Here is a 26,411-nt window from a genome sequence, read left to right on the forward strand (position 1 = left end):
GAAAGAGCCCGTGTGCCTGATCCTGTTCGCCGTCGACGTGGACCCACGGTGGCCACTGGTGATCGCCGCCAATCGCGACGAGTTCTATGCACGCGCCACCAAGGGGATTCACCGGTGGCCCGACCTGCCGATCATCGGCGGGCGCGACCTCGCGGCCGGCGGCACCTGGATGGGGGTGTCGGTCACCTCGCCGCAGCGGGTCGCCGCGGTCACCAACGTACGCGTGGGCGAGCCCACTCCGATGCCCGGCGCCGTGTCCCGGGGAACACTGCCCGTCGACTTCCTGGTCGGCGCGGACACACCCCGCGTGGCGGTGGAACGATTCGTGGAGCGCGCCGGCGACTATGCGCCGGTGAACCTGCTGGTGGCCGACGGCACCGACGTCTGGTGGGCGACGAATCGCCCCGAACCGATCGCTCGCGAGGTGACGCCCGGCGTGCACGGACTCTCCAACGGAATCCTCGACAGTCCCTGGCCCAAGGTGACCGACGGCTCCCGCCGATTCGCCGCGCTGCTCGAACGTCCCGACGGCGACGTCGACGATTACCTGAGTCTGCTCGACGACCGGAGACCTGCTCCTCTCGACCGGCTGCCCGACACCGGAATCGGCACCGAGCGCGAAGAGCGGCTGTCTCCGATGTTCATCGACATCGCCGCCGACGACTACGGCACCCGGGCATCGACAGTGCTACGGATCGGACGTGACGCGCACGGCGATCTCACCGAGCGGCGCTTCCGTCACGGCCGACAGGAGACGACGGCCACCCTCGTGTGGTGATCGCGGCACGATTTGCACCCGATACGCTAGGTTCGAGCCGTGGGAGACGCTGTGGCCGAAGTCCTTCCCGTTGCCGTCGCCCTGCTGATGGCGTCGGCTCCGCTCGTGATGGTGAGCATGGCGCTGGTGATCAAGCGATCCGCATCGGTCGGCTGGTGCTTCCTGGCCGGGTGGTTCGTCGGTCTCACGGCGGTGTGCGTGGCGGTGATCGCGCTTGCCGACCTGTTGTCGGTGGCCGGCGGATCGGGGCCCGTCATGGGAGTTCTCGGCGTCGGCGTCGGAGTTCTCCTGCTCGGGCTCGGGGTCGAGAAGCTGGTCGGTGCCTGGCGCTCATCCGGTGGCGACGACGTACCGGGCTGGTATCGGACCGTCGAGACCATCGGGCCGGCGAGGGTGGTCGCGCTGGGTCTGGCGCTGGCAGCCGTGAATCCGAAGAACCTTCTCATCACGGTGTCGGCAGCGACCACGATCGCCGAGACCACCGCAGCGGTCGGTGCGCAGGCCGTCGCCGTCGCGGTATTCGTCGTGGTGGGCAGTACCGCGATCGCGGCGCCGACCATCGCCACATCGGTCCTCGGCTCCCGCGCCGAACCGGCACTCGCGAGGATCGACGCATGGGTCACCAGATACAACACGGTGATCGTGGGGACCGTGCTCGTCGTGCTCGGCGTGGTGGTCGCCACCAACGGGTTCGAAGCACTCTGACCGCACAGGCACGTCAGCCGGACACGCCGAGGTGTCCGGCTGGCGTGTGTCGCACCGAGCAGGTCGGATTCAGTTGGCGGCGAACGGGTTCGCGGTCACCGGCATGCCGAGCGCCGCGCCGACCTCGGGGGTGTACAGCTCACCGGCGTGCGTGCTCAATCCGTGAGCGAGCGCAGTGTTCTGCGCGAGCGCGGTCTCCCAGCCCTTGTCGGCAAGTTGCAGCACATAGGGCAGGGTGGCTCCGGTCAGGGCCTGGGTGGATGTGCGGGCCACGGTGCCCGGCATGTTGGCGACGCAGTAGAACACGCTGTCGTGCACGGTGAAGGTGGGGTCGTCGTGTGTGGTGGGGTGCGAGTCCTCGAAGCAGCCGCCCTGATCGATCGCGATGTCGACGAGCACCGAACCCGGCTTCATCTCGGCGACGAGGCTGTTGGGCACCAGCACCGGGGCCTTGGCACCAGGAACCAGCACCGCGCCGATCACCAGATCGGCGCCCTTGATGGCCTCCGATAGTGCCAGCGTCGTGCTGTACCGCGTCTGCACGCGACCGCCGAAGCGAGCGTCGACGGCGCGCAGTTTCGCGATGTCGAGATCGAAGACGGTCACCGTGGCGCCCATACCCATCGCGATCGTCGCGGCGTTGACACCGCTGACACCGCCACCGATCACGACGACGTCGGCGGGTTCGGTGCCGGGGACCCCGCCCATCAACGTGCCGCGGCCCCCCTCCGAACGCATCAGGTGGTAGGCGCCCACCTGCGGGGCGAGCCGGCCGGCAACCTCGCTCATCGGCGCGAGCAGCGGCAGCGAGCCGTCGGCCGCGCGCACCGTCTCGTAGGCGATCGAGGTGGTCCCCGACGCCAGCAGCGCGTCGGTGCAGGGGCGGCTCGCCGCCAGGTGCAGATAGGTGAACAGCGTCTGGCCTTCGCGCATCAGGCCGTATTCGGCCTCGATGGGCTCCTTGACCTTGAGCAGCAGGTCTGCCTGCTCCCACACCGCGGCGGCGGTGTCGAGGATCTGCGCGCCCGCGGCTTTGAAGTCGGCGTCATCGATCGCCGAGCCGAGGCCCGCGCCGGCCTGAATGATCACGTCGTGACCGCGGCGGGACAGTTCGGCGACACCGGCCGGGGTGATGGCAACGCGGTATTCGTGGTTCTTGATCTCGGTGGGGATGCCGATACGCATGTCAGTTCTCCTGGTGAATCACGTGTGTGGCTGTGGCAGACCGCCGGATCGGGCTCGAGCCGGCGGGCTGGGGGTGGATGTGGGCGGCGCGGTGGGCGCTCGCAGTCGAGTGCTCGACGTTGAACACCCATAATGGTGAAGTAAGTGCGATTTTCGGGCAACAAGTGCGATGATAATTCTGATAGCTGGCATCGAATCTGATGTTTGTTCGAGAACGGGGAGTGTGATGGTCGCGAGTCCGAAGGATGTTCGCACGGCGGTGCTCGACGAGACCGACCGTGGGTTGCTGCGTCTGCTGCAGACCGACGCGCGAATGCCCAACAGTGAGCTCGCCGCCAAGGTGGGCATCGCGCCGTCGACCTGCCACGGACGGCTCCGGCGGCTCGTCGATTCGGGGGTGATCCGCGGCTTCTTCGCCGACGTGGATCCCGCTGCGGTGGGACGACCGCTCCGGGCGATGGTCGCCGTGAGCCTCCAGTCGGATGCGCGGGGTCAGATCCGGCGTTTCGTCGGCGAGATCGCCCGCAGCGACGAGGTGATCGACGTGTTCTTCCTCGCCGGCACCGACGACTACCTGCTGCACGTGGCCACGTCCGACACAGAATCGCTGCGGACGTTCGTCGAGATGCTCAACTCCCGGCGTGAGGTGGCCGGGACCACCACCTCACTGGTCTTCGACCACCGGCGCGGTGACGCACCCCTCTACTGAGATGTGGTTCCCAGCGGTCTGTGCCGTAGATCGGTGCCATATACCGACACCGATCTACGGCACTGCCGCGCCGTCCGTCGGCGTCGACCAGCGCACTAGACTCGAACCCGCACTTGTGACCGAGTATGCGAGAAGAGGGCGCCGATGAGTGACGAGATCCGGGTGGGTGTGTTCGGCAGTGGCGGCAAGGTGGGGCAGGCCATGGTCGACGCCGTGGAAGCGGCCGACGACCTCGTGTTCACCGCCGGCGTCGACAAGGGCGACGATCCGCGCAGGTTCGTCGACACCGGCACCGCGGTGGTCATCGACTTCACCCACCCCAGCGTCGTCATGGACAACCTGGAATTCCTGATCGGCAACGGTATTCACGCGGTCGTGGGTACCACCGGTTTCACCGACGAGCGGCTCGCGCGGGTGCAGGAGTGGCTCGCCGACGCACCGGGCGTCGGCGTGCTGATCGCGCCCAACTTCGCCATCGGTGCGGTGTTGTCGATGCGGTTCGCGCAGCAGGCCGCGCGCTTCTACGAATCCGTCGAGGTGATCGAACTGCACCATCCGCACAAGGCCGATGCGCCGTCGGGGACGGCCTACCGTACCGCCGCGCTGATCGGGGAGGCCCGCGCGGCAGCCGGGTTGGGACCGAGTCCGGATGCCACCACCGAGGAACTCGAGGGTGCACGCGGTGCCGTCGTCGACGGTGTGCACGTGCACTCGGTGCGGCTGGCCGGTCTCGTCGCCCATCAGGAGGTGTTGCTCGGCACCACCGGCGAGACGCTGACCATCCGGCACGACTCGCTCGATCGGAGTTCGTTTGCACCCGGCGTGCTGCTGGGCGTCCGTACGATCCCCGCCCGTCCGGGACTCACCGTCGGGCTCGACGCGTTCATGGACCTGTGAGTGTCGGGCACGAGCCGATGACCGGAGATCCCGAACCACGCGACAACCAGGCGGCCCGGTCGGGTGCGCCCAAGCCGCGCGATTCGCGTCCGATCGTGTGGATGATCGCGTTTCTCGTGCTCGCGATGTGTGTCTACTTCGTGTTGCTGGGACGCAGCGGTGTGCAACTCATCGCCACCGGCAGCGTCGCGGGCATCGGTCTGGGTATCGGCGTTCTGGTCCTTCCGTTTCTGGGTGTCTGGATGATCTGGGCGACGCTGCGCGCCGGCATCGAACATCAGCGGCTCGCGCGCATCATGGCCGAGGAGGGTCGCGAACTCGACGTGTCGTCCCTGCCGCGGCGCCCGTCGGGTCGCATCGAGCGCGACGCCGCCGACGAACTCTTCGCGCAGGTGAAGCAGGAGTGGGAGAGCGACCCCACCGACTGGCGCAACACCTACCGGATCGCGCGTGCCTACGACTACGCCGGTGATCGCACCAGGGCCCGTCAGATGATGAAACGTGCTGTCGCGCAATACAACGAGACTCGGTCCGAGGCCCCGTGACGCAACTTCTGATCGTGCATCACACGCCGTCGCCGCACTGCCAGGCGATGTTCGAGGCCGTGCTGTCCGGTGCGACCGACCCCGAGATCACCGGCGTCGAGGTTCTCCGGCGTGCGGCACTGTCGGTGACGGCGAGCGATTTTCTCGCCGCCGACGGTTACGTGCTCGGTACCCCGGCCAACCTCGGATACATTTCCGGCGCACTCAAGCACGCATTCGATCAGAGCTACTACCAGATTCTCGACTCCACCAAGGGCCACCCGTTCGGGGCGTACTTCCACGGGAACCAGGGGACCGAGGGTGCACAGCGCGCCCTGGATTCGATCACCACCGGCCTCGGCTGGACCAGGGCGGCAGCCGACGTGGTGGTATCGCAAGAGCCGACCAAAGCCGACCTCCAGGCGTGCTGGGAGTTGGGCGCCACCGTGGCCGCACAGCTGATGGACATGTGATCGGTGAGATCGGCAACCGGTCGGAGACACCCATCGCGTGCCAATCGCGCGTCAACGTGTGACATCTCGCTCGACACGTCCGGCGGCATGAAATCGGCCATGGGACCATCCCCTCGGGAAGATATGTAACCTGTTCCACCAGAACGGGACCGAATTCGACAGGGGGAGATGCTCCGGTGCCAGGTCGACGAGGCGACGTTCACGCTGCAGCGAGTGAGCGCCGATCGTGATCGCGACCGCCATCGGTGACGTTCTTCCCGTGGCGATCGCGGTGGCGATCAGTCCGCTGGCCATCATCACCAGCATCGTGTTCCTGCTCTCCGATCACGGCAGGATCAAGGCCGCATTGTTCATCCTCGGGTGGTGTATCACTCTTCTGATCCTGACCGGCATCGCGGTAGTGATCACCGACGCCGTCGAGGAGGACGCACCGGTCGAGACCGAGAACGGCGTCAGCATCGTGTCGCTGATCCTCGGCGTCGGGTTCCTCATCTTGGCGGCCTACGCCTGGAAGGGACGGCCGAAGCCCGGTGAACTTGCCAAGGAGGCCAAGGTTCTCGCCAGGATCTCCGGGATGTCGGGGATCACCGTTCTCGGGCTCGGCATGGTCGAGGGAGTCGCGATCATCAAGAACACGCCCCTGAGCCTCGGCGCGGGTGCGCGCATCGCCGAGGACACCCAGGGCGGAACGTCGGCATGGGTGGCGGTGGGAGTGTTCGTGATCCTCGCGAGCCTGGGGATGATCGTTCCGCTGATCGTCGCGATCGTCGGAGGACGACGCCTGGACCCGGCGCTCGCATCGTTTCGGCAATGGTTGGAGGACAACATCTCTCCGATCACGATCGTCACGCTGCTGGTGGTCGGCGCGTACTTCCTCGGCAAGGGTCTGGCGATCTTCTCCTGAGCATCACCAGCCACACTGATTCACCTGCGGGCGTTGCGCGGTCGGCGCTGCGGACCGTCGCTCTAGACTTGCTGTCGTGAGCACGGCCATCAGAGACATCGCGGCGACCGAGGCGATCCCCACCCCGTACGAGGACCTCCTGCGGCTGGTCCTCGACACCGGCACCCCCAAGGCCGACCGCACCGGAACCGGCACGCGCAGTCTGTTCGGTCATCAGCTGCGCTACGACCTCGCCCAGGGCTTTCCGCTGATCACCACCAAGAAGGTGCATCTCAAGTCGATCATCTACGAACTGCTGTGGTTCCTGCGCGGCGACTCGAACGTGCGCTGGCTGCAAGAACGCGGCGTCAGCATCTGGGACGAATGGGCCGACGATCAGGGCGACCTGGGTCCGGTGTACGGGGTGCAGTGGCGCAACTGGCCCACGCCGTCCGGCGAACACATCGATCAGATCTCGGCCGCACTCGACCTGCTGCGCACCAACCCCGACTCCCGGCGCAACATCGTGTCGGCGTGGAATGTCGGGGAGATCCCGCAGATGGCGTTACCGCCGTGCCACGCCTTCTTCCAGTTCTACGTCGCCGATGGCAAACTCTCCTGTCAGCTCTATCAGCGCAGCGCGGATCTGTTTCTCGGTGTTCCCTTCAACATCGCCTCCTACGCGCTGCTCACGCACATGATGGCCCAGCAGGCCGGACTCGACGTGGGCGAATTCGTGTGGACCGGTGGTGACTGCCATATCTACGACAACCACGTCGAGCAAGTCGAACTCCAGTTGTCGCGCGACCCCTACCCCTATCCCGAACTGAACCTGCGCGGTCGGCCGTCGCTCTTCGACTACGAGTACGACGACATCGAGATCGTCGGATACCGGTCGCATCCAGGTATCAAGGCACCCGTGGCCGTCTGACCGACCGCTCTTCGCCGCCGGTCGGCATCGCGTCGTCCGAACGGCGTAATTCTGCGCCCTGACCCTCGATACCGCTGGTATCGAGATGGTGCCGAGTTGTATAATTAGGGGGCCGTGCGGGAACAACCGGGGCGTTCCGCGCCCGCACGGGTTCAGGTCTCGGTTTGGGTGCGGTCGGCCCGATCGGTCGTGTGATGACTATGGGAACGCTGCTCCGGGCGGGTGCGGCGGCCGTGGCGATCGCCGGGGGTGTGCTCGCCACCGCCTGGTCGACCTTCTCGCTGGTCGTGGCCAGCGCGGCGACGGTCACCGCGTTGATCATGGGCGGTACCTGGAGTCCACTCGTGGGCTACGGACCCCAGGCGCAGACCGACGAGTTCGTCAGCACATACCTCGATATCATCAGCCACAACTACCTGCAGGGCGCCACGGGGATAGACCCTGGCCAGATGAACAAGGTCGCGGTCTACACACCAGAGCAGTTCGCACCCTTCACCGCCGGCGACATGACCTTCGATCAGTCAGTGGCCGTAGGGGCCACCAATCTCAGCGCTTGTCTGTCCGACGGGTCGTCGTGCCCACGCAACCTCGCCTTCGGCACCCCGGAAGCCGGCCCCACCGTCGTGTTCGGCTACTCCCAGAGCACGCGCATCGCCGTCATCGTGAAGCGGTCTCTCATCGACTATTACGAGTACAACGACTGGCAGGGCGCACCCGACGTGTCCTTCGTCCTCGCTGCCGACGTCAATCGCCCCAATGGCGGGATTCTCGCCCGATTCACCGGCCTCTCGATCCCCTTTCTGGGTGTCACCGCGGACGGGCCCGCGCCGACCAACAGCTGCGACTCGGCCGGCGTCTGCCACCTCTCCACCATCGACATCAGCTTCCAGTACGACGGCTTCTCCGACTTCCCGTCGCATCCGCTCAACGTGCTGGCGGACCTGAACGCGGTCTTGGGTATCGCGTACGAGCACGGGTACTACCCGTTCTACGATCCGTTCACCCTTGCCACCACCATCGATCAAGGCGTCTACGGAGACACGCGCTACTACCTGATGCCCGCGACCACGGTTCCCATCCTCGTTCCGCTGCAAGGCATCTTGCCGGCAAGTTGGATCACCGCGCTCGACATGCCGCTGCGCACCGTGATCGAGATGGGCTACAGCCGCGACATCAGCCCGGGTGAACCGGTGAGCGCCCAGTGGTTGCGGTTCTCGCCGCTTCGCGATGTGATCACCGTGGCGATCGCCATCGCGACCGGGATCGACGACGCCATTGCGCAGAAAACCGGCGATGCATCCAACCGTCCGCTGGGCACCACACCGGTGAGCGGTCCCTTCGGCGTTCCCGAGTTCAGTTTCGCCGACTGGTGGGTGTCGCGGCACAGTGCGTTGGTGTCGACCGCTCCGGCGGTCGCGGCCAGTCCGCCCGTTCTCTCCCCACGGTGGACACGATGTCCTTGGTGGGCACGCCGGACGCGAGCGCCCCGCCGCAGGGGTGGTGACGACCAGCACCGCGCCGACGGCACGCCATCGGTGACGCAACCCGGCAGGGACGTCACGGGCCCCGAGACCGGCGGTGGCATGCCGAGTGCGAATCAGGACCCCGACCCGGGGCCGAAACCCGTACCCGGACCGCCGCAGGCGGGCGCGCCCGCACCCGAGCCCGACGTCGCACCCGAGCCCGACGTCGCACCCAAGGCCGATGCCGCACCCGAGCCGGATACCGCTCCCAAGCCGGATGTCGCACCCAAGCCGGATACCGCACCCGAGCCGGATGTCGCACCCAAGCCCGACTCCGCGTCGCTCGCAGGTACACAGGCCGGCCCGTAGCGACGGTGCGCACGGAAACGACGCGGACCGGCGGTATCGTGACACATATGAAGGCACGCGTCGTCGACGACCGTTCCCGCGACACCCGAGCGGGCCGCTGATGGCCACCACCGTCACGCTGTTGTGGGCGCAGGACCGCACCGGCGCCATCGGACGCGCCAACGGCATCCCATGGCGTGTACCCGAGGACATGCGACGTTTCCGCGAGTTGACCGGTCGCGACGCCGTGGTCATGGGCCGCAAGACCTGGGAGTCGCTTCCGGCCAGATTCCGGCCGTTGCCCCAGCGTCGCAATGTGGTGATCACGCGCTCGGCCGACTACGTCGCCGACGGCGCCGAGATCGCACACTCGCTGATCGAGGCGCTCGACCGCATCTCCGGTGCCGCGGCGGTGATCGGCGGCGGCGAGATCTACGAGGCCGCAATCGGATCGGCCACCCACCTGCGGGTCACCGAGATCGATCTGCTCGTCGAGGGCGCCGACGCGTTCGCCCCCGAGATCGACCCGTACGCGTGGGAGGTCGACGAACCGGGACCCTGGCAGTCGTCCACGTCGGGACTGCGCTACCGATTCGTCGACTACCGCCGACACGTGCGCGCCGAGGCGCTACGGCAGGGCGTGTAACCGGCGCCGATGACGCCGTCGGACCTCTCCGCCGCGCAGGCCACCCGGATCGCGCTGGTCGCCCAGGGATTCGCCGACCGTCGCCCTGCGGGTGCCGTCGGTCAATCCCACCTGACGCGAATGATCGACCGCACCGGTCTGATCCAGATGGACTCGGTGAATGTGGCCGTCCGTGCGCACTACCTCCCGCTGTTCAGCCGGATGCGTGCCTACGATCACTCGCTGCTCGACCGCGCCGCGTGGCGCCCCGGTCGGGCCCGCAGGCTCCTCGTCGAGTACTGGGCGCACGAGGCCGCCCTGATCCCGGTGGATCACTGGCCGCTGTTCACGTGGCGGATGAACGAGTTCCGGGACGGACGCTACCGGCACACCCGGGAGCTGATGGCCCGCAATCGCCGCCTGGCCGACGACGTGCGGGACGTGATCGCCGAGGTGGGTCCCACCACGCCGCGGGCGATCGAGGACCACCTCGGTATCGAGCGCGGACCCCGGGTCGCCGGTGGCTGGTGGCATCGCGGCGACGTGAAACATCTGTGCGAGGCGATGTTCGCCGCCGGACAGCTCTCCGCTGTCCGCGACGCGAACTTCGGGCGGCACTACGACCTGACCGGCCGTGTCATCGGTGACGTCGCCGACCGTCGCGTCGATCGTGCCGACGCCCACCGCGCACTCATCGCACATGCGGCCTCATCACTGGGCGTTGCCACTGCCGCCGATCTCGCCGACTACTACCGGCTCAAGACCGCCGACACCCGCACGGCGCTCCTGGATCTCATCGATTCCGGTGTGCTGCAACAGGTCTCCGTCGAGGGGTGGCGCGACCCGGCCTACCTTCACGCACAAGCGCGCGTGCCACAGCGGATCGGCCGCGCCGACGCGACCCGATCGGCACTTCTCTCACCGTTCGATCCGCTCGTCTTCTTCCGTCCACGTGCGCTGCGGCTCTTCGGTTTCCAGTACCGCATCGAGATCTACGTTCCCGAGCACAAACGCGTTCACGGCTACTACGTACATCCGTACCTCCTCGGCGACGCGATCGTCGCGCGGGTGGACCTGAAGGCCGATCGTCGCTCGGGCATCCTCGGGGTGCCCTCGGCGCACCTGGAGCCCGGATGTGATGCGCCGACGGTGGCGCGACGCCTCGCAGCGGATCTGGCGACCATGGCCACCTGGTTGGGGCTGCACACCGTGCGGGTGGGAACGCGCGGCGGGTTCGCGGTGGAGTTGGCTGCTTGGGTCGACGCCTTGTTTTCATGACATGCTGTCCCCGGAATCGTGTTCGGCGTACCGACGGGCGCAGCGCTCCGGAACTGAAGGAAGGCCACCCATGACCGTGACTTATGACGATCGTGACTACCGGCTGGTCATGTTCGACCTCGACGACACGCTCGCGCCGTCGAAGAGCCCGATGGCCGACGAGATGGTCGAGATCTTCACCCGGCTACTCGATCGCGGGCTGGTCGCCATCATCTCCGGCGGCCGATTCGAACAGTTCCAGGCGCAGGTCCTCGATCGGCTCGGCGACGGGGTCGCCCGTGCCAATCTGCACCTGATGCCCACCAACGGCACCCAGTACGTGCGGTGGAACGGCGCTGAATGGGAGACCGTCTACGCCGAACACCTCACCGACGACGAGAAGAACCGCACGTGGGTGACCCTCGAAACCGGCGCCAAGGAACTCGGGCTGTGGGAGACGCAGACGTGGGGTCCGATCCTGGAGGATCGGGGCAGCCAGATCACCTTTTCCGCCCTCGGCCAGTCCGCGCCGGTAGACGCCAAGCAGTCGTGGGATCCCGACGGACGCAAGAAAGAGGCCCTGCGCGCCTACGCCGCCGAGCGCCTGCCCGACCTCGAGGTCCGCAGCGGCGGCTCCACCTCCGTCGACGTGACACGCAAAGGGATCGACAAGGCCTACGGGGCGCGCAGGCTCATGGAGATCCTCGGACTCGGTGTCGACGACATCCTGTTCTTCGGCGACCGCCTCGACGAGGGCGGCAACGACCGCCCGGTGATGGAACTCGGGATCACCTCGGTGCCGGTGCATGGCTGGACCGATACCCACGCCAAGCTCGGGGAACTGCTGGCGAACTGAGGCCGACGGTCACCGACTGCGCGGGGCCGTCCACGCGAATCCGGGGTACTGAGGGACAATCGGGCGTGCCCGTCGCAGGGTCGATGCAGGAGAGGAGGCGGTATGTCCGAGTTGGTTCCGTTGAAGGTCCAGATGGTGGCCGCAACTGCGTTCAGCGCACCACCCGAGGTGCCGTGGAGTACCGACGCCGAGGGTGGCGAGGCGCTCGTCGAATTCGCCGGTCGCGCCTGCTACCAGAGCTGGGACAAGCCCAACCCGCGCACCGCCACCAACGCCGGGTACCTGCGGCACATCCTCGAGGTGGGCCACCTTTCCCTGCTCGAACACGCGTCGGTGACCTTCTACATCACCGGCATCTCACGCTCGTGCACCCACGAACTCATCCGGCACCGCCACTTCTCCTACTCCCAGTTGTCGCAGCGGTTCGTGCCCGAGCATGACTCGAATGTGGTTGCCCCACCGGCTATTCGGGGTGACGCCGAGTTGGAGGCGCTGTTCACGCAGGCCACCGACGCGAGTCGCAAGGCCTACAGCGAGCTACTCGACGCCCTCGAGGCCAAGTTCGCCGATGTCCCCAATGCCATCCTGCGGCGCAAACAGGCGCGCCAGGCGGCGCGGTCGGTGCTGCCGAACGCCACCGAGACGAAGATCGTGGTGAGCGGCAACTACCGGGCATGGCGTCACTTCGTGGGCATGCGTGCCACCGAGCACGCCGACGTGGAGATCCGGCAGCTCGCCGTCGAATGCCTGCGTCAGCTCATGGACGTGGCGCCCACGGTGTTCGGGGATTTCGAGATCGGCACACTCTCCGACGGCACCGAGGTGGCCACCTCGCCGTTCGTCCTCGAAGGCTGAGCCAGCCGGGGGCGAGCCTGGGCGGCGTGGTCATTCGCTGTCGCTCCCGGCGTCACGGTGCCCGATGTGGCCCGCTCGCGACAGCGTGGGTGGTGCGTGGGCGGCGTGGTCATTCGCTGTCGCTCCCGGCGCCACGGTGCCCGATGTGGCCCGCTCGCGACAGCGTGGGTGGTGCGTGGGCGGCGTGGTCATTCGCTGTCGCTCCCGGCGCCACGGTAGCCTTGAGCACCATGAACGCTGGCGTCGAGCAGTTCCACTCGCATCCCTTCGGGACCAATGCGGTGGCCATGGTGACCCCCTTCCGCGCCGACGGCTCCCTCGACCTCGACAAGGCCGCCGAACTGGCAGATCACCTCGTCGGCAAGGGATGCGACGGCCTCGTCGTCTCGGGCACCACCGGTGAATCGCCCACCACCACGGTCCCGGAAAAGCTCGACCTGCTCCGCGTCGTACTCGACGCCGTGGGTGACCGGGCCCGCATCACCCAGGGTGCGGGCAGCTACGACACCGCCGAGAGTGTTCGTTTCGCGCAGGCGGCCGAGCAGGTCGGCGCCCACGGACTGCTCGTGGTGACCCCGTACTACTCCAAGCCGCCACAGGCCGGACTCCTCGCGCACTTCCGTGCCGTTGCCGACGCCACCGCCCTTCCGGTCATGCTCTACGACATCCCCCCGCGTTCGGTGGTGCCCATCGCCAACGAGACGATCCTCGCGCTCGCCGAACATCCGCGCATCCGCGCGGTCAAGGACGCCAAGGGCGACCTGCACTCCGCGGCGGGCATCATCGCCACCACCGACATCGAATACCTGTCCGGCGAAGACGCACTCAACCTGCCGTGGCTCTCGATCGGCGCCACCGGATTCGTCAGTGTGATCGGTCACCTGGTGGCCGACCGCCTCCGCGACATGCAGATCGCAGTGGACAAGGGCGACCTGCCCGCCGCCCGCGCCATCAACGCGTCGGTGTTACCGCTGGTCAACGCGATGGGCAGGCTCGGCGGAGTCACCATGGTGAAGGCGTCGCTGCGCATCCTCGGATTCGAGGTCGGCGACCCACGACTCCCACAGGTGCCGGCCACCGGCCCCCAGATCGAGGCCCTGATCGCCGACCTGCGAGCGGCGGGAGTGCTTTCCTGATGGGTATGGAACCCCTCATCTCCACGTCCACGCCCGGGTCCCACACCTGCGAGGGGGTCCGTTGACGCCCCCGCGCCGCCGCGCCGCGACGCGCAAGGCCGGCCCGCCGCAACCTGCACCGCAGGCTTCTGCGCCGACATCGGGCGACGCGACCGCACCGCCCGCGGCGCAGCGCTCCGACACACCGGCGCCCGCCGAGAACGCCGGACCGTCCGCGTCACAGGGTGGCCGCCCGCGCTCACGCCGTGGACGCCACGAAAAGCAGGACAGACCGTCGGGTGCGCAGTCGCAAGCGCGTGGCCCCGGGCGCACCGAAACCGCCCGCGGCGGCGGGGAGCGGGGCGCGTCCATCCCACCCGACGCCGCCGTCGACCGTCTCGGCACTCCGCGCCGCCTGCCGCGCGGCGCCCTGCGGGTGGTGGCGCTCGGCGGGATCGGCGAGATCGGTCGCAACATGACCGTGTTCGAATACGACGGCCGGCTGCTGATCGTCGACTGCGGTGTGCTCTTCCCCGAGGACGCGCAGCCCGGCGTCGATCTCATCCTTCCGGACTTCCGCTACATCGAGGACCGGATGGACGACGTCGAAGCGGTGATCCTCACCCACGGTCACGAAGACCACATCGGGGCGGTCCCGTTCCTGCTCCGGTTGCGCAGCGACATCCCCGTCGTCGGATCGAAGTTCACCCTCGCCCTCGTGGAGGCGAAAAGCCGGGAACATCGACTGCGGCCCAAGCTGATTCAGGTTGTCGAGGGGGAGCGGACCACCCACGGCCCGTTCGAGTGCGAGTACTTCGCGGTGAACCACTCGATCCCGGACGCCATCGCGGTGGCCATCCGCACCCCGGCCGGTCTGGCACTGCACACCGGCGACATCAAACTCGACCAGCTACCCCTCGACGGTCGCCTCACCGACCTCGCCGGGTTCAGCAGACTCGGCGACGACGGCGTGGACCTGTTCCTGGTGGACTCCACCAACGCCGAGGTACCCGGCTTCGTCACCCCCGAGCGGGAGATCGGCGCAGTGCTCGACCAGGTGATCGGCAAAGCACGCCAACGCGTCATCGTGGCCTCCTTCGCCAGCCACGTCCACCGCATCCAGCAGATCATCGACGTCGCACACGATCACAACCGACGCGTCACCTTCGTGGGCCGGTCCATGGTCCGCAACATGCAGATCGCCCAGGACCTCGGCTACCTGCAGGTGCCCGACGGTGTGGTGGTCGACATGGACACGGCGGCGACGCTGCCCGACCACCGTCTCGTACTGATCTCCACCGGCTCGCAGGGAGAGCCGCTGTCGGCGCTCTCGCGGATGGCGCGCGGCGAACACCGCCAGATCAACATCCGCGCCGACGACCTCGTCGTGCTCGCCTCCTCGCTGATCCCGGGTAACGAGAACTCGGTGTTCGCCGTGGTCAACGGCCTGGCCAAGCGTGGCGCCACCGTCATCACCCAGCAAAGCGCCAAGGTGCACGTCTCCGGACACGCGTCGGCGGGTGAACTGCTCTACCTCTACAACGCGGTGCGTCCGAGCAACGCGATGCCGGTGCACGGCGAATGGCGCCACCTGCGCGCGAACGCCGCACTCGCCGTCGCCACCGGGGTGCATCCGGACCGGGTGATGCTCGCCGAGGACGGCGTCGTCGTCGATCTCCTCGACGGGCGCGCCGAGGTCGTCGGGCGCGTGCCGGTGGGTCATGTGTACGTGGACGGATTGTCGGTGGGCGATGTCGGGGAGTCCACGCTGTCGGAACGCCTGGTGCTCGGGGAGGGCGGGTTCATCGCGATCACCATCGCGATCGACGCCACCACCGGGCGTCCGGTCAGCCGCCCGGAGGTGTCCGGTCGTGGCTTCTCCGACGATCCCGGTGCCCTCAAAGAGGCGGCCGACCTCGTCGATCAGGCGCTCGACGCGCTGGCCGCCGAAGGTGTCACCGACACCCACCGCATCGCCCAGGCCATCCGCCGCACCGTCGGTCGCTGGGTGGCCGACACCTACCGGCGGCGCCCCATGATCGTGCCGACCGTGCTGGCCGTGGGTTCCTGACACCGCGACGCCCATCGGTCGCGACCCCATCTGTTCACCGGTACCACCTACGCTTCACCCCGCTCTGGCCAACCGGCCACGGCCGCACGGCACCATCCGCGTGTTCATATGTCCGAAAGGTCTCACAAACGTGATCCGCTTCCAGCGCTCCGCACTGCGTCGGCGGGCAGCAACCACACTCGTCGCGGCGATCACCGCCTTCGCACCGGTCGCCGCCACCACGGTCACCGCGGCGGCAGCTCCTGCGGTGGCGTCGCACACGATTCCCGTACCGAATGCGGTCGGTGTGCCCGACGTGCTCAATGCCCGGGATTTCACGAACTACACGACGCGCAGCGGAATGCGGATCTCCGGCAAGGTGATTCGCAGCGCGAACCTGTCGACACCCACGCCGCTGGGAGTCAACGCGCTGGAGCGACATCAGGTGCGGTCGATCATCGACCTGCGGACCACGGTGGAGATCGCGCTGCAGCCCGACAAGCCGGTGCCCGGAGCCACCTGGCACCACTTCGATGTGCTCGGTGCGGTGCCGCCGAACTTCCTCATCGACCTGCCGAATGCTTACCGCGCCTTTGTCACCGACCCGCAGGCCCGCGAAGCCTTCCGCGAGTCGCTCCTCAACATTGAGGCGACCGTCGCTTCCGGTGGCACCGTGCTCTTCCATTGCACCGCGGGCAAGGACCGCACCGGGTGGCTCGCCGCGGTGCTGCTCACCATTCTCGGGGTGGACCGGGCTGTGGTGAACGCCGACTACCTGGCCAGTAACGCCTTCCGGCACGCGTCGCCCAGCGATGCGATCAACGGCGTCAACATCGGCCTTCTCGACGCCGCATTCGACACCGCCACGCAGCAGTACGGCAGCTTCGACAACTACGTCCACAGGGGTCTGCGCCTGTCCGACGCCGATGTCGCAGCACTGCGGAAGACGCTGTTGCTGCCCTCGATCTGACACGTCGGCGCGACTACCCTGACACGGGTGACCCTGGCACAGAACGAACGCGCCGCCCTTGTCGAGACCCTGAGCCGGGTGGGACCCGACGCCCCGACACTGTGCGAGGGCTGGACGTCGCGGGATCTCGCCGCGCACCTGGTGATCCGGGAACGACGCCCAGACGCGGCCGTGGGCATCATGGTGACTCCGCTGGCCGGGTACACGAAAACGGTGCAGGACAAGACCGCCACCGAACCCTGGCAGAACCTGCTCGATCAGATCGCGAGCGGGCCGCCGTGGTACTCGCCGATCGCGCCGCTCGACCGGTGGGTCAACCTCGGCGAGATGTTCATCCACCACGAAGACGTTCTTCGGGGTGGTGCCGACCCGGCAGGCCCGTGGCTGCCCCGCGAACTGACGCCCGACGCGTCCCACGCGCTCCGTACCCCGCTGACCTCGATGGGCCGGATGACGCTGCGGAAGGCGCCCGCCCGCGTGACGCTGGCAACCCCCGACGGCGACACCGTCCTCGCCGCCGGAAAGGGTGAGCCGGTGACCGTGACCGGCACCGTCGGTGAGCTGCTGCTGTTCGCGACCGGGCGTGCCCCGGTGGACGTGTCGATGAGCGGCGATCAGCGGGCCGTCGATGCCGTGGTCGGGACCGCACGCGGCTTCTGATCGCGAGCGATACACGCACTCCCCGGAGCGTCGGCCCGCGCTGATGGTCACAAATTCGATACACACGCCGGGGCTGGTGTTGCCCGTGTGACTGGAGCGACGGGTGACCATTAGGCTGTCCCCATGGCTTCGAAGGCAGGCACGGGTTCTCGCACGTCCGCGGCGCGGGCGTCGGGGGGGCGACAGTCACAGGGCACGCGTGCGTCCACCACATCCAAGAAGTCCACGAGTAGTACCCGATCGGGGTCGGGGAGCGCAGCACGGTCGCGTCAAGGGGCGGTGTCTGCCACCGCGTCCCCCCGTTCGGCCCGCGGCACCGGTTCCGGGGCAGGAAGACGTCGCGCGCAAGAGTCCGCCGACATCAGCCGCCGCTCGGGCGCCGGCACGGCGGGCGCCATCGGTCGCGGCGTCGGGCGTGGCCTCGGCGCCGGCTGGTTGCTGCTGGCCCGTGGTGTCGGCGGGATGGCACGCGCGGGTGGTGGTCGCGGTGCCGCACCGGCCGACGAACTCGACGACCTTCTGGACGCCGACGCCGACGCCTCCGACGTGTACGGTGCCAACGATCTCAGCGACGGCTACGTCCGGCGGTCCACTCCGCCCCCCGGTCACACCCACCGGCGTGACGGTGTCGCGTTGGGACTGTTGGCGCTGGCCCTCGTGGTGTCGGTCGGCGTGTGGTTCGGCGCCGCCGGGCCGGTGGGTGCGTTCATCGACGCGCTGATCCGATCCGTGGTGGGCGTGACGGCGGTGCTCACCCCGATTGCGCTGGTGGCCGTGGCGGTCGTGCTGATGCGACGTGAACCCAATCCGGCGCGTCGCGCCCGCTACGTCGGTGCGGGCTTGCTGATCGTGTTGCCCGTGCTGGGACTGATCCACCTCGTCGCCGGCGCGCCCGACGACCTGCCCGGCCGCTCGAGGGCGGGCGGTTTCCTCGGTTTTGCCGTGGGCACCCCGCTCACCACCGGCGTGACCGCCTGGGTGTCGGTCCCGATCCTGTTGTTGTGCATCTGTTTCGGGGTCCTCGTCCTGTCCGGCCGCACCGTGCGCCAGGTGGTCGACGCGGCACGCGGGTACCTCGGCCTCGGCGCCGTCGACCGGGACGAGACGCTGCCCTGGGATGACGACGTGATCGACGACCTCGAGGAGTTCGACGACGACCTCGACACCCCGTTCGACGACCTCGATGACGCCGATCGGCCCTCGGGACGATCCGCGCGGCGCTCGGCCGACCCGTACGACAACTATCCGCCGGACGTCGAACCGGGTGTGCGCAGCGGTCGCCGGTCGGCGAGCAGGACCCGGCGCAGTGCCCCCATCGAACTCGACGACCTGCCGGATCTGTCGGACACGCCGACCGACTCTTACGACGACATGGTGACCGAGCCGATCGTCGACGCCGTCACCGAACCCATCCCGCCGGACGGTACCGGCAACCGCACGCGCTCGCGGCGCCCCGCCACCCGCAACAAGGTGGGTGCCGCACCCGTGTCCGATGCCGGTCCGGATGATCGTGCCGCCGCCGGGGACGACGTTCCCGTGGTCGAGCCCGTCGACGGTGATTACCGACTACCTCCGGTGGCGTTGCTCATCGATGGTGATCCGCCCAAGCAGGGCAGTCGCGCCAACGACGACATGATCGATCGGATCTCCGGTGTGCTCGAGCAGTTCAAGATCGATGCCGCGGTGACCGGGTACACACGTGGCCCGACCGTGACCCGCTACGAGGTGGAACTCGGGCCGGGCGTGAAGGTGGAGAAGATCACCGCGCTAGCCCGCAACATCGCCTATGCGGTGGCCACCGACAACGTGCGGCTGCTTGCACCGATCCCCGGCAAATCGGCGGTCGGCATCGAGGTGCCCAATTCCGACCGGGAGATGGTGCGGCTGGCCGACGTGCTCACCGCGCCGTCGACACGCAAGGATCCCCATCCGCTGGTCATCGGGCTGGGCAAGGACATCGAGGGCGACTTCGTCAGTGCGAACCTGGCCAAGATGCCCCACCTGCTGGTGGCGGGGTCCACCGGCTCGGGTAAATCGAGTTTCGTCAACTCGATGTTGGTGTCGCTGCTGACCCGCGCCACCCCCGAACAGGTCCGGCTGATCCTGGTGGATCCGAAGATGGTGGAGCTGACGCCCTACGAGGGTGTTCCGCACCTCATCACCCCCATCATCACCCAGCCGAAGAAGGCGGCCGCCGCACTGGCCTGGCTGGTGGAGGAGATGGAACAGCGCTACCAGGACATGAAAGCGTCCCGGGTGCGGCACATCGACGATTTCAACGCCAAGGTGCGTTCCGGTGAGATCACCACACCGCTCGGCTCCGAGCGCGTGTACAAGCCGTATCCGTACATTCTCGCGATCGTCGACGAGCTCGCCGACCTGATGATGACCGCACCCCGCGACGTCGAGGATGCGATCGTGCGGATCACGCAGAAGGCGCGTGCCGCCGGTATCCACCTGGTGTTGGCCACGCAGCGACCGTCGGTCGACGTCGTCACCGGTCTGATCAAGACGAATGTGCCCTCACGACTGGCGTTCGCGACGTCGTCGCTCACCGACTCGCGGGTCATCCTCGATCAGCCGGGTGCCGAGAAACTGATCGGCATGGGCGACGGTCTGTTCCTGCCGATGGGTGCCAACAAGCCGATCCGCCTGCAGGGTGCCTTCATCACCGACGAGGAGATCGCGGCCGTTGTCGAGTACGCGCGCGAACAGGCCGAACCGGAGTACACCGAAGGTGTCACCACCGCGAAGGCCGGCGACAAGAAGGACATCGACGCCGACATCGGCGGAGACCTCGACGATTTGCTCGCCGCGATCGAACTCGTGGTCAGCAGCCAGTTCGGGTCGACGTCGATGCTGCAGCGCAAGCTGCGAGTGGGCTTCGCCAAGGCCGGGCGGCTGATGGATCTGATGGAGACCCGCGGTGTGGTGGGGCCCAGCGAGGGATCGAAGGCGCGCGAAGTGCTGGTGAAGCCCGAGGACCTCGCCGGAGTCATCGCCTCGATCAACGGCGGCGACACGCCGTCGGGCGCTGACGAGTAGGCGCGGGGATGCATCGGCGGGTCGACGTGTATTAGGCTCGCCTACAAGATCCACGAGGGGAGTATCCCCACCCACGGCCCGTTCGTCAGTACGGTGAGTGGTGCGGGTCGGTGCCGATCACCGATCACCACTGCACACCCGGGCGCGCCGGTCGGCACGACGCCGGCGGGAGAGACCTCTGGCATCGCACTTCTGTTGCGCGCTGGAGGAGATCGCACCCATGCATGTGTCACCTACCGTCTGGATCATCACCTGTCTGGTGATTCTGGGCCTGTTCGTCTTCGATTTCTTCGCGCACGTGCGTGTGCCGCACGCCCCGACGCTGCGCGAATCCGGGTTCTGGTCCGCGGTCTACATCTCGATCGCGGTTCTGTTCGGGTTGTTCGTCTGGTGGCGGTGGGGTGGCACCTACGGCGGCGAGTACTTCGCGGGCTACGTCACCGAGAAGGCGCTGTCGGTGGACAACCTCTTCGTCTTCGTCATCATCATGACGAAGTTCGCGGTGCCCAAGGTGTACCAGCAGAAGGTGCTGCTGCTGGGCATTGTGATGGCGCTGGTCATGCGCGGCATCTTCATCGCGGTCGGCGCGGCGGCGATCAACGCCTACAGCTGGGTGTTCTACCTTTTCGGTGCCTTCCTCATCTACACCGCCATCAAATTGCTCAGCGAGAGCGACGATCCGGTGGAGCACGAGGAGCAGCGCGAATCCCGGCTGGAGCGATTCCTCAAGAAGCGTCTGCGCACGGCGGACAACTACGACGGCGACAAGCTGTTCACCAAGGAGAACGGCAAGCGGATGGCCACGCCGCTGCTGATGGTGCTCATCGTCATCGGTTTCACCGACCTGTTGTTCGCGCTCGACTCCATTCCGGCGATCTACGGCCTCACCCAGGAGCCCTACCTGGTGTTCACCGCCAACGCCTTCGCGTTGATGGGTCTGCGGCAGCTGTACTTCCTGCTCGGCGGACTCCTCGACCGGCTGGTGTACCTGTCCTACGGGCTCTCGTTCATCCTCGCCTTCATCGGTGTGAAGCTGGTGCTGCACGCGCTGCACGAGAACACGTTGTCCTTCATCAACGGGGGTGAGCATGTGCCCGTGCCGGAGATCTCGACGCCGATGTCGCTGGGCGTCATCATCGGCACTCTCGTCATCACCACGGTGGCGAGTCTGTTGCGGTCGCGGGGCGGTGGTGGCGCGGCGACGGCGCCGGCTGACGCCGACCGGTCGGATCACTAGCCGCCGGGGTGTGGAGCCGGTCGCCGATCAGGAGTCGACGAAGCGGCCACATCCGACGGCGGGATTCAGTCGTCGTACGGGCCGTAGAGCTGGAACCATTCGACCACCCGCACCGCGTCGACGGCCTGATGCGCGAGGAACGGGTCGTTGGCCATGAACGCCTCGGCGCCGTCGAGGTCGGTGCCCCGGATGACGATCAGCGCACCCGAGCCATCGGGGTAGGCGCCGGCCTGCAGCACATTGCCCGCCTTGAACTCCTCGCCGAGCCATTCGCGGTGCAGTGGACGGTACTGGTCGCGTAACGCCGCCTTGGCCGGTTCGTAGGTGTAGTGGACGGCGAAAAAGGCCACGATCGGGGCTCCTGACGTCGGGTGGGTGGGTTATCGGGTGGTCATCGGACGTGCGGATCGTCGTCGGGGTGCGGGTCGAGTGTCGCCAGCATCCGCGTGTTGCCCAGCGTATTGGGTTTGACGTAGCTCAGATCGAGGAACTCGGCCACACCGGTGTCGTAGGAGCGGCACATCTCCTCGTACACCTCGCGGGTGACCGGGGTGCCCTCGATCTCCCGGAAACCGTGGCGACCGAAGAATCTGGTCTCGAAGGTCAGGACGAACACCCGCGACAACTGGAGTTCACGGGCCATGTCCATCAGCCGTCTCACGAGGTGGTGGCCGATGCCGCGGCCGGCGAGCGCGGGATCGACGGCCACGGTGCGCACCTCGCCGAGGTCGGCCCACAGGACGTGCAGCGCTCCACAGCCCACCACGACGCCGTCGACCTCGGCCACCCAGAATTCCTGCACGGCCTCATACAGCGTCACCAGGTTCTTCTCCAGCAGGATCCGACCTGCGTAGCGGTCGATGAGTTCTTTGATGCGCGGCACGTCGGACGTGCGGGCACGCCGGATCGTGGGTTCGCGACCGGGCTCGGGAGAGGCCATGGACACCGGTTCGGGAGAGGCCATGCACACAGAGACTAGTCGGCACCCGACGGGGTTTCGTCCCTGCCGGACACCTGGTATTCGGATTCACACCGCGCGGCCGATACGCTGAGACCGTGCGCAGCCACGATCCCATCACCGATCCGGTCGATCCGGTGCCGGTGGTCAACATCGCCAACGCGCTGACGGTGTTCCGGATCGTGCTGGTCCCGGTGTTTCTCGTCGCACTCTTCGCCGACGGCGGGCACGACACCGGATGGCGAATCGCCTCGGCGCTCATCTTTGCCGGGGCTGCGTTCACCGACCGTATCGACGGGCGGCTGGCACGCGAACGTGGGCTGATCACCGATTTCGGCAAACTCGCCGACCCGATCGCCGACAAGGCCCTCATCGGTGCCGCACTCGTCGGGCTGTCGGTGCTCGGGGAACTGTCGTGGTGGGTGACGGGCATCATCCTGGCGCGCGAACTGTGGGTGACCGCCTTGCGGTTCTGGGTGCGGCGGCATGCCGTCATCGCGGCCAGTCGCGGCGGCAAGCTGAAGACCTTGCTTCAGGCGATCGCCATCGGGTTGTTGCTGCTCCCACTCGGCGGGGCCTGGCACATCGCGGCGATGGCAGTGATGTATCTGGCGGTGATCGTGACCGTGGCGACCGGGCTCGACTACACCTGGCGGGCGTTGCGGGTGCGCGCCCGCGCCGGGAGCGCCGGCGATGACACCACCGGCGCAGGGACCACGGCTGCCGACCATGCCGAACACCAGTCGGTGCCTCGTCGCACCGACTCCGTCTGACCTCTTCTCCGCGCCCTGCTACCGCAGACCGGCACCTGTCGGGATATTCGACTACTGTCGTGCACACGCGCTGAGGGTTACCCCGATCGCGTCGATGGGGGAACGTGGCGGGGCCGTCAGGCGTTGACTGCACACGGCGACTGCTCACCGGGCGGTTTCCCGAAGGACACCGAGAGGAGACTCGATGGCGATGCTCTTGCGAGAGGCGCTGGGCGACAGCCTGCGCCGGGTGCGCACCCAGCAGGGCCGGACGTTGCGCGAGGTGTCCTCCGTTGCGCGGGTGAGTCTCGGCTATCTGTCCGAGGTCGAACGCGGTCAGAAGGAAGCCTCCAGTGAACTGCTCGCGGCTATCTGCGACGCGCTCGACGTGGAGATCGCCGATCTGCTCCTCGAGGTCGGAAGCGCGCTGCGGCCCGCCATGGCCGACGCCGAGGCCACCGTCTCCGGTGATGCCGCCATCGCGGCCACCAAGGTCGTGATTCCCGCACCCGAGGTGCACCACCGTCCCACCGCTTTGGCCGCTGCATAGTCGGACTGCTCCACATCGCCGGTTCAGACGCTAGATTGGTGGGCGAAACATCCGGATCTCACAGAGATCCCCGTACTCACCTGATCGTTGAACGGAGTTGACGAACGCATGGCGAACCCATTCGTGAAGCTGTGGCGCTACCTGATGGCGGCGGGCAACGCGAAGATCGACGAGAACGCTGACCCGAAGATCCAGATTCAGCAGGCCATCGAGGATGCGCAACGTCAGCACCAGGCGCTGTCCCAGCAGGCCGCCGCGGTCATCGGCAACCAGCGCCAGCTCGAGATGAAGCTCAACCGTCAGCTCGAAGAGATCGAGAAGCTGCAGGCCAACACCCGTCAGGCACTGACCCTGGCCGATCAGGCCAGTGCCGCCGGTGATGCACAAAAGGCCCAGGAGTACACGAACGCCGCCGAGGCTTTCGCCGCACAGCTGGTGACCGCCGAGCAGAGCGTCGAGGATCTCAAGAGTCTGCACGACCAGTCGTTGCAGGCGGCGCAGCAGGCCAAGCAGGCCGTTGAACGCAACGCGATGATCCTTCAGCAGAAGCTCGCCGAACGGTCGAAGCTGCTCAGCCAGCTCGAGCAGGCCAAGATGCAGGAACAGGTCAGCGCGTCGCTCAATCAGATGAGTGAGCTGTCGGTTCCGGGCAACACGCCCAGCCTCGATCAGGTTCGCGACAAGATCGAACGCCGCTACGCCGATGCGCTCGGCTCCGCCGAACTGGCCAAGAACTCGGTGCAGGGCCGCATGCAAGAGGTTCAGCAGGCCAGCGTGCAGATGGCCGGGCACGCGCGCCTCGAGCAGATCCGGGCCAGCATGAACGGCGGCGCACTCCCGTCGGGTGAAGGCGCGGCCGGCGTTCCCCAGCCTGGCCAGGATGCACAGCCCAACCCCGGCCAGCCGGTCGCCGAACAGCCGCAGACCGGAAACTGAGTCGCCGACCCCGGGTCGCGATCGTCGCCGGACCCGACGCAGGGCACGCGTTCCCGGCGTTCGCGCTGGCGCAACGCTGCACCGACGACGGCATCTCGGCGACGGTGTTCACCGGCACCACGTGGTATCCGGTGGCCACCGCCCGCGGCATCGACATCGCCGAACTCCCGGGTCTCGAGGTGGCAGGCGCCGACGATGATCTCGACGCGGGCGACAAGCTGAGCACCCGCGCCGCCCGCATGGCGGTGCAACTGGCCCCCGTCCTGGCCACCCGCGGGTTCGACCTGGTGATCTACGACGTGATCACCCTCGCCGGCGCCTGGGCTGCCGAACTGTGCGGTCTGCCCGCGGTCGAACTCTCGCCGCACCCGCTGTATGAGCCGTCTCGCGGCAGACCGCCGGTGGGCGCGGGCATGGCGCCGGGCCGCGGCGTGATGGGGCACCTGCGCGACGTCGCGATGCGGACGGCGAGCAACCGGTCGGTGGCGTTGGGGGTTCGACAGCGGTCCGCGGCGCGCGCCGGGATCGGACTACCGGCGACCGCGCCGGCGCCGTCGGCTCATCTGGTGGCAACCTTGCCCGCACTCGAGGTGTGGCGACCGGACTGGCCGGCCGACACCCACATCGTGGGACCGCTGTTGTGGGAACCGACCACCGAGATCTTCGATCGCCCGGCGGGTACCGGGCCGCTGGTGGTTCTCGCCCCGTCGACCGCGGTCATCGGCGCCCCCGACATGCTCGCCGAAACATTGGGTGCGCTCGGCGAGATCTCCACCAGAACCCCGGTGCGCGTGATCATCTCGTCGCTTCACCAACCCTCCGACGAGGTGCTCGCGGACGCGGGTTCGGTGGCGGTCACCAGTGGGCTGGCCCGCCAGGACGAGGTGCTCGGTGACGCCGACCTGGTGGTGTGCGGGGCCGGGCACGGGATGCTGGCCAAATCGTTGCTGGCCGGGGTTCCGGTGGTGGCGGTACCCGGTGGTGGTGACCAGTGGGAGTTGGCCAATCGGATTCGGCGTCAGGGCAGCGGGGTGGTGGTGCGGCCGGTCACCCGCGCAGCCCTCGGTGGTGCGATCGAGGGTGTGCTGGCCCAACCGGCCTATCGGGCCGCGGCGGTGGCTGCGGGTGAATCCGTTGCCGACGCCGTCGATCCGGTCCGGATCGTCCGTGGCGTTCTCGACACGGTCGGCACGTAGGCTGCTGGCGTGCGGCTCACCGAATTCACCGAGTTGATGACATCCCATTTCGGGGTGGCATCGGCGGATGCCATCCTCGCCGATCACGTGCTGATCGACCTCGGTGGCCGCACCGGTGCCCGCGCGATCGACGACGGGGTGGATCCGCGAGACGTGTGGATCGCGATCTGCCGCGATTTCGACGTGCCGCGCGAACAGTGGTGATCGAAACCCCCGCCGTCACCGAAACCCCTCCGTTCACCGTTGGTGGAAAAGTCGACGCGCCCGCGTGTCATGCTTGCCATCGAACACACGTTCGTCCATTGTGGTGGAGACCGGAACCACGCCGGGAGGGCGAGCGTCTGAACGTTTGTCGCCACCGCTGAGTCAAGGTTCTCCACAGGTCGGTTCCTTTGCGGAAACGGGATTGTCGGAGGCAGTGGCTAGCGTGCGGGGCACAACGGATCGATGCAG

At 67.6% G+C, this 26,411-nt stretch carries 27 protein-coding genes; 24 read left to right on the forward strand and 3 right to left on the reverse strand.

Translation table 11 applies throughout. The features are described from left to right. Window positions 1–10 precede the first annotated feature (10 nt). Window positions 11–778, forward strand: coding sequence for an NRDE family protein (locus tag ACWDSI_RS04035; protein ID WP_449755747.1), 768 nt, complete (start codon window positions 11–13; stop codon window positions 776–778). A 39-nt stretch (window positions 779–817) separates the two neighbouring features. Next, window positions 818–1,483 (forward strand): GAP family protein, encoded by a 666-nt coding sequence (locus tag ACWDSI_RS04040; RefSeq protein ID WP_449755748.1) that lies wholly within the window; start codon window positions 818–820, stop codon window positions 1,481–1,483. Window positions 1,484–1,552: 69 nt separating this feature from the next. Here ACWDSI_RS04040 and ald read toward each other — a convergent pair whose 3' ends face one another. Next, complete coding sequence (gene ald, locus ACWDSI_RS04045; RefSeq protein ID WP_449755749.1) at window positions 1,553–2,668, reverse strand: alanine dehydrogenase; 1,116 nt, start codon at window positions 2,666–2,668, stop codon at window positions 1,553–1,555. Window positions 2,669–2,894: 226 nt separating this feature from the next. Between ald and ACWDSI_RS04050 the strand changes: the two genes are divergently transcribed. The 17 genes from ACWDSI_RS04050 (at window position 2,895) to ACWDSI_RS04130 (ending at window position 21,566) form a co-directional block, all read left to right on the forward strand. Next, on the forward strand, window positions 2,895–3,377 hold the full coding sequence (locus tag ACWDSI_RS04050) for an Lrp/AsnC family transcriptional regulator (protein WP_449755750.1): 483 nt from the start codon (window positions 2,895–2,897) through the stop codon (window positions 3,375–3,377). 144 nt (window positions 3,378–3,521) lie between these two features. Beyond that, window positions 3,522–4,274: a 4-hydroxy-tetrahydrodipicolinate reductase gene (gene dapB, locus ACWDSI_RS04055; RefSeq protein ID WP_449755751.1), complete on the forward strand. Its 753-nt coding sequence runs from the start codon at window positions 3,522–3,524 to the stop codon at window positions 4,272–4,274. Between the two features lie 17 nt (window positions 4,275–4,291). After that, entirely contained in the window at window positions 4,292–4,819 is a 528-nt protein-coding gene (locus tag ACWDSI_RS04060; RefSeq protein ID WP_449748344.1) for a tetratricopeptide repeat protein, read from the forward strand. A 47-nt stretch (window positions 4,820–4,866) separates the two neighbouring features. Beyond that, entirely contained in the window at window positions 4,867–5,271 is a 405-nt protein-coding gene (locus ACWDSI_RS04065; protein ID WP_449748360.1) for a flavodoxin family protein, read from the forward strand. A 226-nt stretch (window positions 5,272–5,497) separates the two neighbouring features. Then, window positions 5,498–6,175 carry a GAP family protein gene (locus ACWDSI_RS04070; RefSeq protein ID WP_449755752.1) on the forward strand — a complete coding sequence of 226 codons (678 nt, stop codon included), beginning with the start codon at window positions 5,498–5,500 and terminating at the stop codon, window positions 6,173–6,175. A 76-nt stretch (window positions 6,176–6,251) separates the two neighbouring features. Next, entirely contained in the window at window positions 6,252–7,085 is an 834-nt protein-coding gene (locus ACWDSI_RS04075) for a thymidylate synthase (RefSeq protein ID WP_449755753.1), read from the forward strand. Between the two features lie 200 nt (window positions 7,086–7,285). Beyond that, complete coding sequence (locus ACWDSI_RS04080) at window positions 7,286–8,917, forward strand: PE-PPE domain-containing protein (RefSeq protein ID WP_449755754.1); 1,632 nt, start codon at window positions 7,286–7,288, stop codon at window positions 8,915–8,917. Between the two features lie 100 nt (window positions 8,918–9,017). Further along, complete coding sequence (locus ACWDSI_RS04085; protein WP_449755755.1) at window positions 9,018–9,542, forward strand: dihydrofolate reductase; 525 nt, start codon at window positions 9,018–9,020, stop codon at window positions 9,540–9,542. A 9-nt stretch (window positions 9,543–9,551) separates the two neighbouring features. Next, window positions 9,552–10,799 carry a winged helix-turn-helix domain-containing protein gene (locus ACWDSI_RS04090; protein WP_449755756.1) on the forward strand — a complete coding sequence of 416 codons (1,248 nt, stop codon included), beginning with the start codon at window positions 9,552–9,554 and terminating at the stop codon, window positions 10,797–10,799. Window positions 10,800–10,869: 70 nt separating this feature from the next. Continuing rightward, the gene (locus ACWDSI_RS04095) at window positions 10,870–11,634 is read left to right on the forward strand and encodes an HAD-IIB family hydrolase (RefSeq protein ID WP_449755757.1); all 765 of its coding nucleotides are present in this window, start codon (window positions 10,870–10,872) and stop codon (window positions 11,632–11,634) included. Between the two features lie 102 nt (window positions 11,635–11,736). Beyond that, complete coding sequence (gene thyX / locus ACWDSI_RS04100; protein ID WP_449748337.1) at window positions 11,737–12,489, forward strand: FAD-dependent thymidylate synthase; 753 nt, start codon at window positions 11,737–11,739, stop codon at window positions 12,487–12,489. A 230-nt stretch (window positions 12,490–12,719) separates the two neighbouring features. Continuing rightward, the gene (gene dapA, locus ACWDSI_RS04105) at window positions 12,720–13,625 is read left to right on the forward strand and encodes a 4-hydroxy-tetrahydrodipicolinate synthase (protein ID WP_449748336.1); all 906 of its coding nucleotides are present in this window, start codon (window positions 12,720–12,722) and stop codon (window positions 13,623–13,625) included. A gap of 61 nt (window positions 13,626–13,686) precedes the next feature. Continuing rightward, complete coding sequence (locus ACWDSI_RS04110) at window positions 13,687–15,675, forward strand: RNase J family beta-CASP ribonuclease (RefSeq protein WP_449755758.1); 1,989 nt, start codon at window positions 13,687–13,689, stop codon at window positions 15,673–15,675. 130 nt (window positions 15,676–15,805) lie between these two features. Next, a complete protein-coding gene (locus ACWDSI_RS04115) occupies window positions 15,806–16,624 on the forward strand; it encodes a tyrosine-protein phosphatase (protein WP_449755759.1) in 819 nt (272 codons plus the stop codon). Window positions 16,625–16,651: 27 nt separating this feature from the next. Further along, the gene (locus tag ACWDSI_RS04120; protein ID WP_449755760.1) at window positions 16,652–17,284 is read left to right on the forward strand and encodes a TIGR03085 family metal-binding protein; all 633 of its coding nucleotides are present in this window, start codon (window positions 16,652–16,654) and stop codon (window positions 17,282–17,284) included. Between the two features lie 123 nt (window positions 17,285–17,407). Continuing rightward, the gene (locus ACWDSI_RS04125; RefSeq protein WP_449755761.1) at window positions 17,408–20,329 is read left to right on the forward strand and encodes a DNA translocase FtsK 4TM domain-containing protein; all 2,922 of its coding nucleotides are present in this window, start codon (window positions 17,408–17,410) and stop codon (window positions 20,327–20,329) included. 220 nt (window positions 20,330–20,549) lie between these two features. After that, a complete protein-coding gene (locus ACWDSI_RS04130; RefSeq protein ID WP_449755762.1) occupies window positions 20,550–21,566 on the forward strand; it encodes a TerC family protein in 1,017 nt (338 codons plus the stop codon). Between the two features lie 65 nt (window positions 21,567–21,631). On the opposite strand, the gene ACWDSI_RS04135 is transcribed toward ACWDSI_RS04130, so the two are convergent. Together ACWDSI_RS04135 and ACWDSI_RS04140 are read right to left on the reverse strand one after the other, a co-directional pair. Beyond that, window positions 21,632–21,916 carry a YciI family protein gene (locus ACWDSI_RS04135; RefSeq protein ID WP_449748330.1) on the reverse strand — a complete coding sequence of 95 codons (285 nt, stop codon included), beginning with the start codon at window positions 21,914–21,916 and terminating at the stop codon, window positions 21,632–21,634. A gap of 41 nt (window positions 21,917–21,957) precedes the next feature. Continuing rightward, complete coding sequence (locus ACWDSI_RS04140; RefSeq protein WP_449755763.1) at window positions 21,958–22,530, reverse strand: amino-acid N-acetyltransferase; 573 nt, start codon at window positions 22,528–22,530, stop codon at window positions 21,958–21,960. 92 nt (window positions 22,531–22,622) lie between these two features. Between ACWDSI_RS04140 and pgsA the strand changes: the two genes are divergently transcribed. The 5 genes from pgsA to ACWDSI_RS04165 all read left to right on the forward strand — a co-directional run bounded on the left by pgsA (window position 22,623) and on the right by ACWDSI_RS04165 (window position 26,162). Then, window positions 22,623–23,297 (forward strand): CDP-diacylglycerol--glycerol-3-phosphate 3-phosphatidyltransferase, encoded by a 675-nt coding sequence (gene pgsA / locus ACWDSI_RS04145; protein WP_449748328.1) that lies wholly within the window; start codon window positions 22,623–22,625, stop codon window positions 23,295–23,297. 184 nt (window positions 23,298–23,481) lie between these two features. Next, a complete protein-coding gene (locus ACWDSI_RS04150) occupies window positions 23,482–23,826 on the forward strand; it encodes a helix-turn-helix domain-containing protein (RefSeq protein WP_449748327.1) in 345 nt (114 codons plus the stop codon). Window positions 23,827–23,934: 108 nt separating this feature from the next. Beyond that, a complete protein-coding gene (locus ACWDSI_RS04155) occupies window positions 23,935–24,762 on the forward strand; it encodes a PspA/IM30 family protein (RefSeq protein ID WP_449755764.1) in 828 nt (275 codons plus the stop codon). Then, window positions 24,759–25,958 carry a glycosyltransferase gene (locus ACWDSI_RS04160; RefSeq protein ID WP_449748359.1) on the forward strand — a complete coding sequence of 400 codons (1,200 nt, stop codon included), beginning with the start codon at window positions 24,759–24,761 and terminating at the stop codon, window positions 25,956–25,958. Before ACWDSI_RS04155 ends, ACWDSI_RS04160 begins: the two co-directional genes overlap by 4 nt. A 9-nt stretch (window positions 25,959–25,967) precedes the next feature. Beyond that, on the forward strand, window positions 25,968–26,162 hold the full coding sequence (locus tag ACWDSI_RS04165) for a DUF3046 domain-containing protein (RefSeq protein ID WP_449748325.1): 195 nt from the start codon (window positions 25,968–25,970) through the stop codon (window positions 26,160–26,162). The last annotated feature ends 249 nt before the right edge of the window (window positions 26,163–26,411 follow it).

This window comes from Gordonia sp. NPDC003429 (assembly GCF_053588575.1).

Coding starts and splice junctions, on each gene's coding strand:
- ald (WP_449755749.1), bottom strand. CDS start 2,668: ATGCGTATCGGCATCCCCACCGAGATCAAGAACCACGAATACCGCGTT.
- ACWDSI_RS04050 (WP_449755750.1), top strand. CDS start 2,895: ATGGTCGCGAGTCCGAAGGATGTTCGCACGGCGGTGCTCGACGAGACC.
- dapB (WP_449755751.1), top strand. CDS start 3,522: ATGAGTGACGAGATCCGGGTGGGTGTGTTCGGCAGTGGCGGCAAGGTG.
- ACWDSI_RS04060 (WP_449748344.1), top strand. CDS start 4,292: ATGACCGGAGATCCCGAACCACGCGACAACCAGGCGGCCCGGTCGGGT.
- ACWDSI_RS04065 (WP_449748360.1), top strand. CDS start 4,867: ATGTTCGAGGCCGTGCTGTCCGGTGCGACCGACCCCGAGATCACCGGC.
- ACWDSI_RS04080 (WP_449755754.1), top strand. CDS start 7,286: ATGGGAACGCTGCTCCGGGCGGGTGCGGCGGCCGTGGCGATCGCCGGG.
- ACWDSI_RS04085 (WP_449755755.1), top strand. CDS start 9,018: ATGGCCACCACCGTCACGCTGTTGTGGGCGCAGGACCGCACCGGCGCC.
- ACWDSI_RS04090 (WP_449755756.1), top strand. CDS start 9,552: ATGACGCCGTCGGACCTCTCCGCCGCGCAGGCCACCCGGATCGCGCTG.
- ACWDSI_RS04095 (WP_449755757.1), top strand. CDS start 10,870: ATGACCGTGACTTATGACGATCGTGACTACCGGCTGGTCATGTTCGAC.
- thyX (WP_449748337.1), top strand. CDS start 11,737: ATGTCCGAGTTGGTTCCGTTGAAGGTCCAGATGGTGGCCGCAACTGCG.
- dapA (WP_449748336.1), top strand. CDS start 12,720: ATGAACGCTGGCGTCGAGCAGTTCCACTCGCATCCCTTCGGGACCAAT.
- ACWDSI_RS04125 (WP_449755761.1), top strand. CDS start 17,408: ATGGCTTCGAAGGCAGGCACGGGTTCTCGCACGTCCGCGGCGCGGGCG.
- ACWDSI_RS04130 (WP_449755762.1), top strand. CDS start 20,550: ATGCATGTGTCACCTACCGTCTGGATCATCACCTGTCTGGTGATTCTG.
- ACWDSI_RS04140 (WP_449755763.1), bottom strand. CDS start 22,530: ATGGCCTCTCCCGAACCGGTGTCCATGGCCTCTCCCGAGCCCGGTCGC.
- ACWDSI_RS04150 (WP_449748327.1), top strand. CDS start 23,482: ATGGCGATGCTCTTGCGAGAGGCGCTGGGCGACAGCCTGCGCCGGGTG.
- ACWDSI_RS04155 (WP_449755764.1), top strand. CDS start 23,935: ATGGCGAACCCATTCGTGAAGCTGTGGCGCTACCTGATGGCGGCGGGC.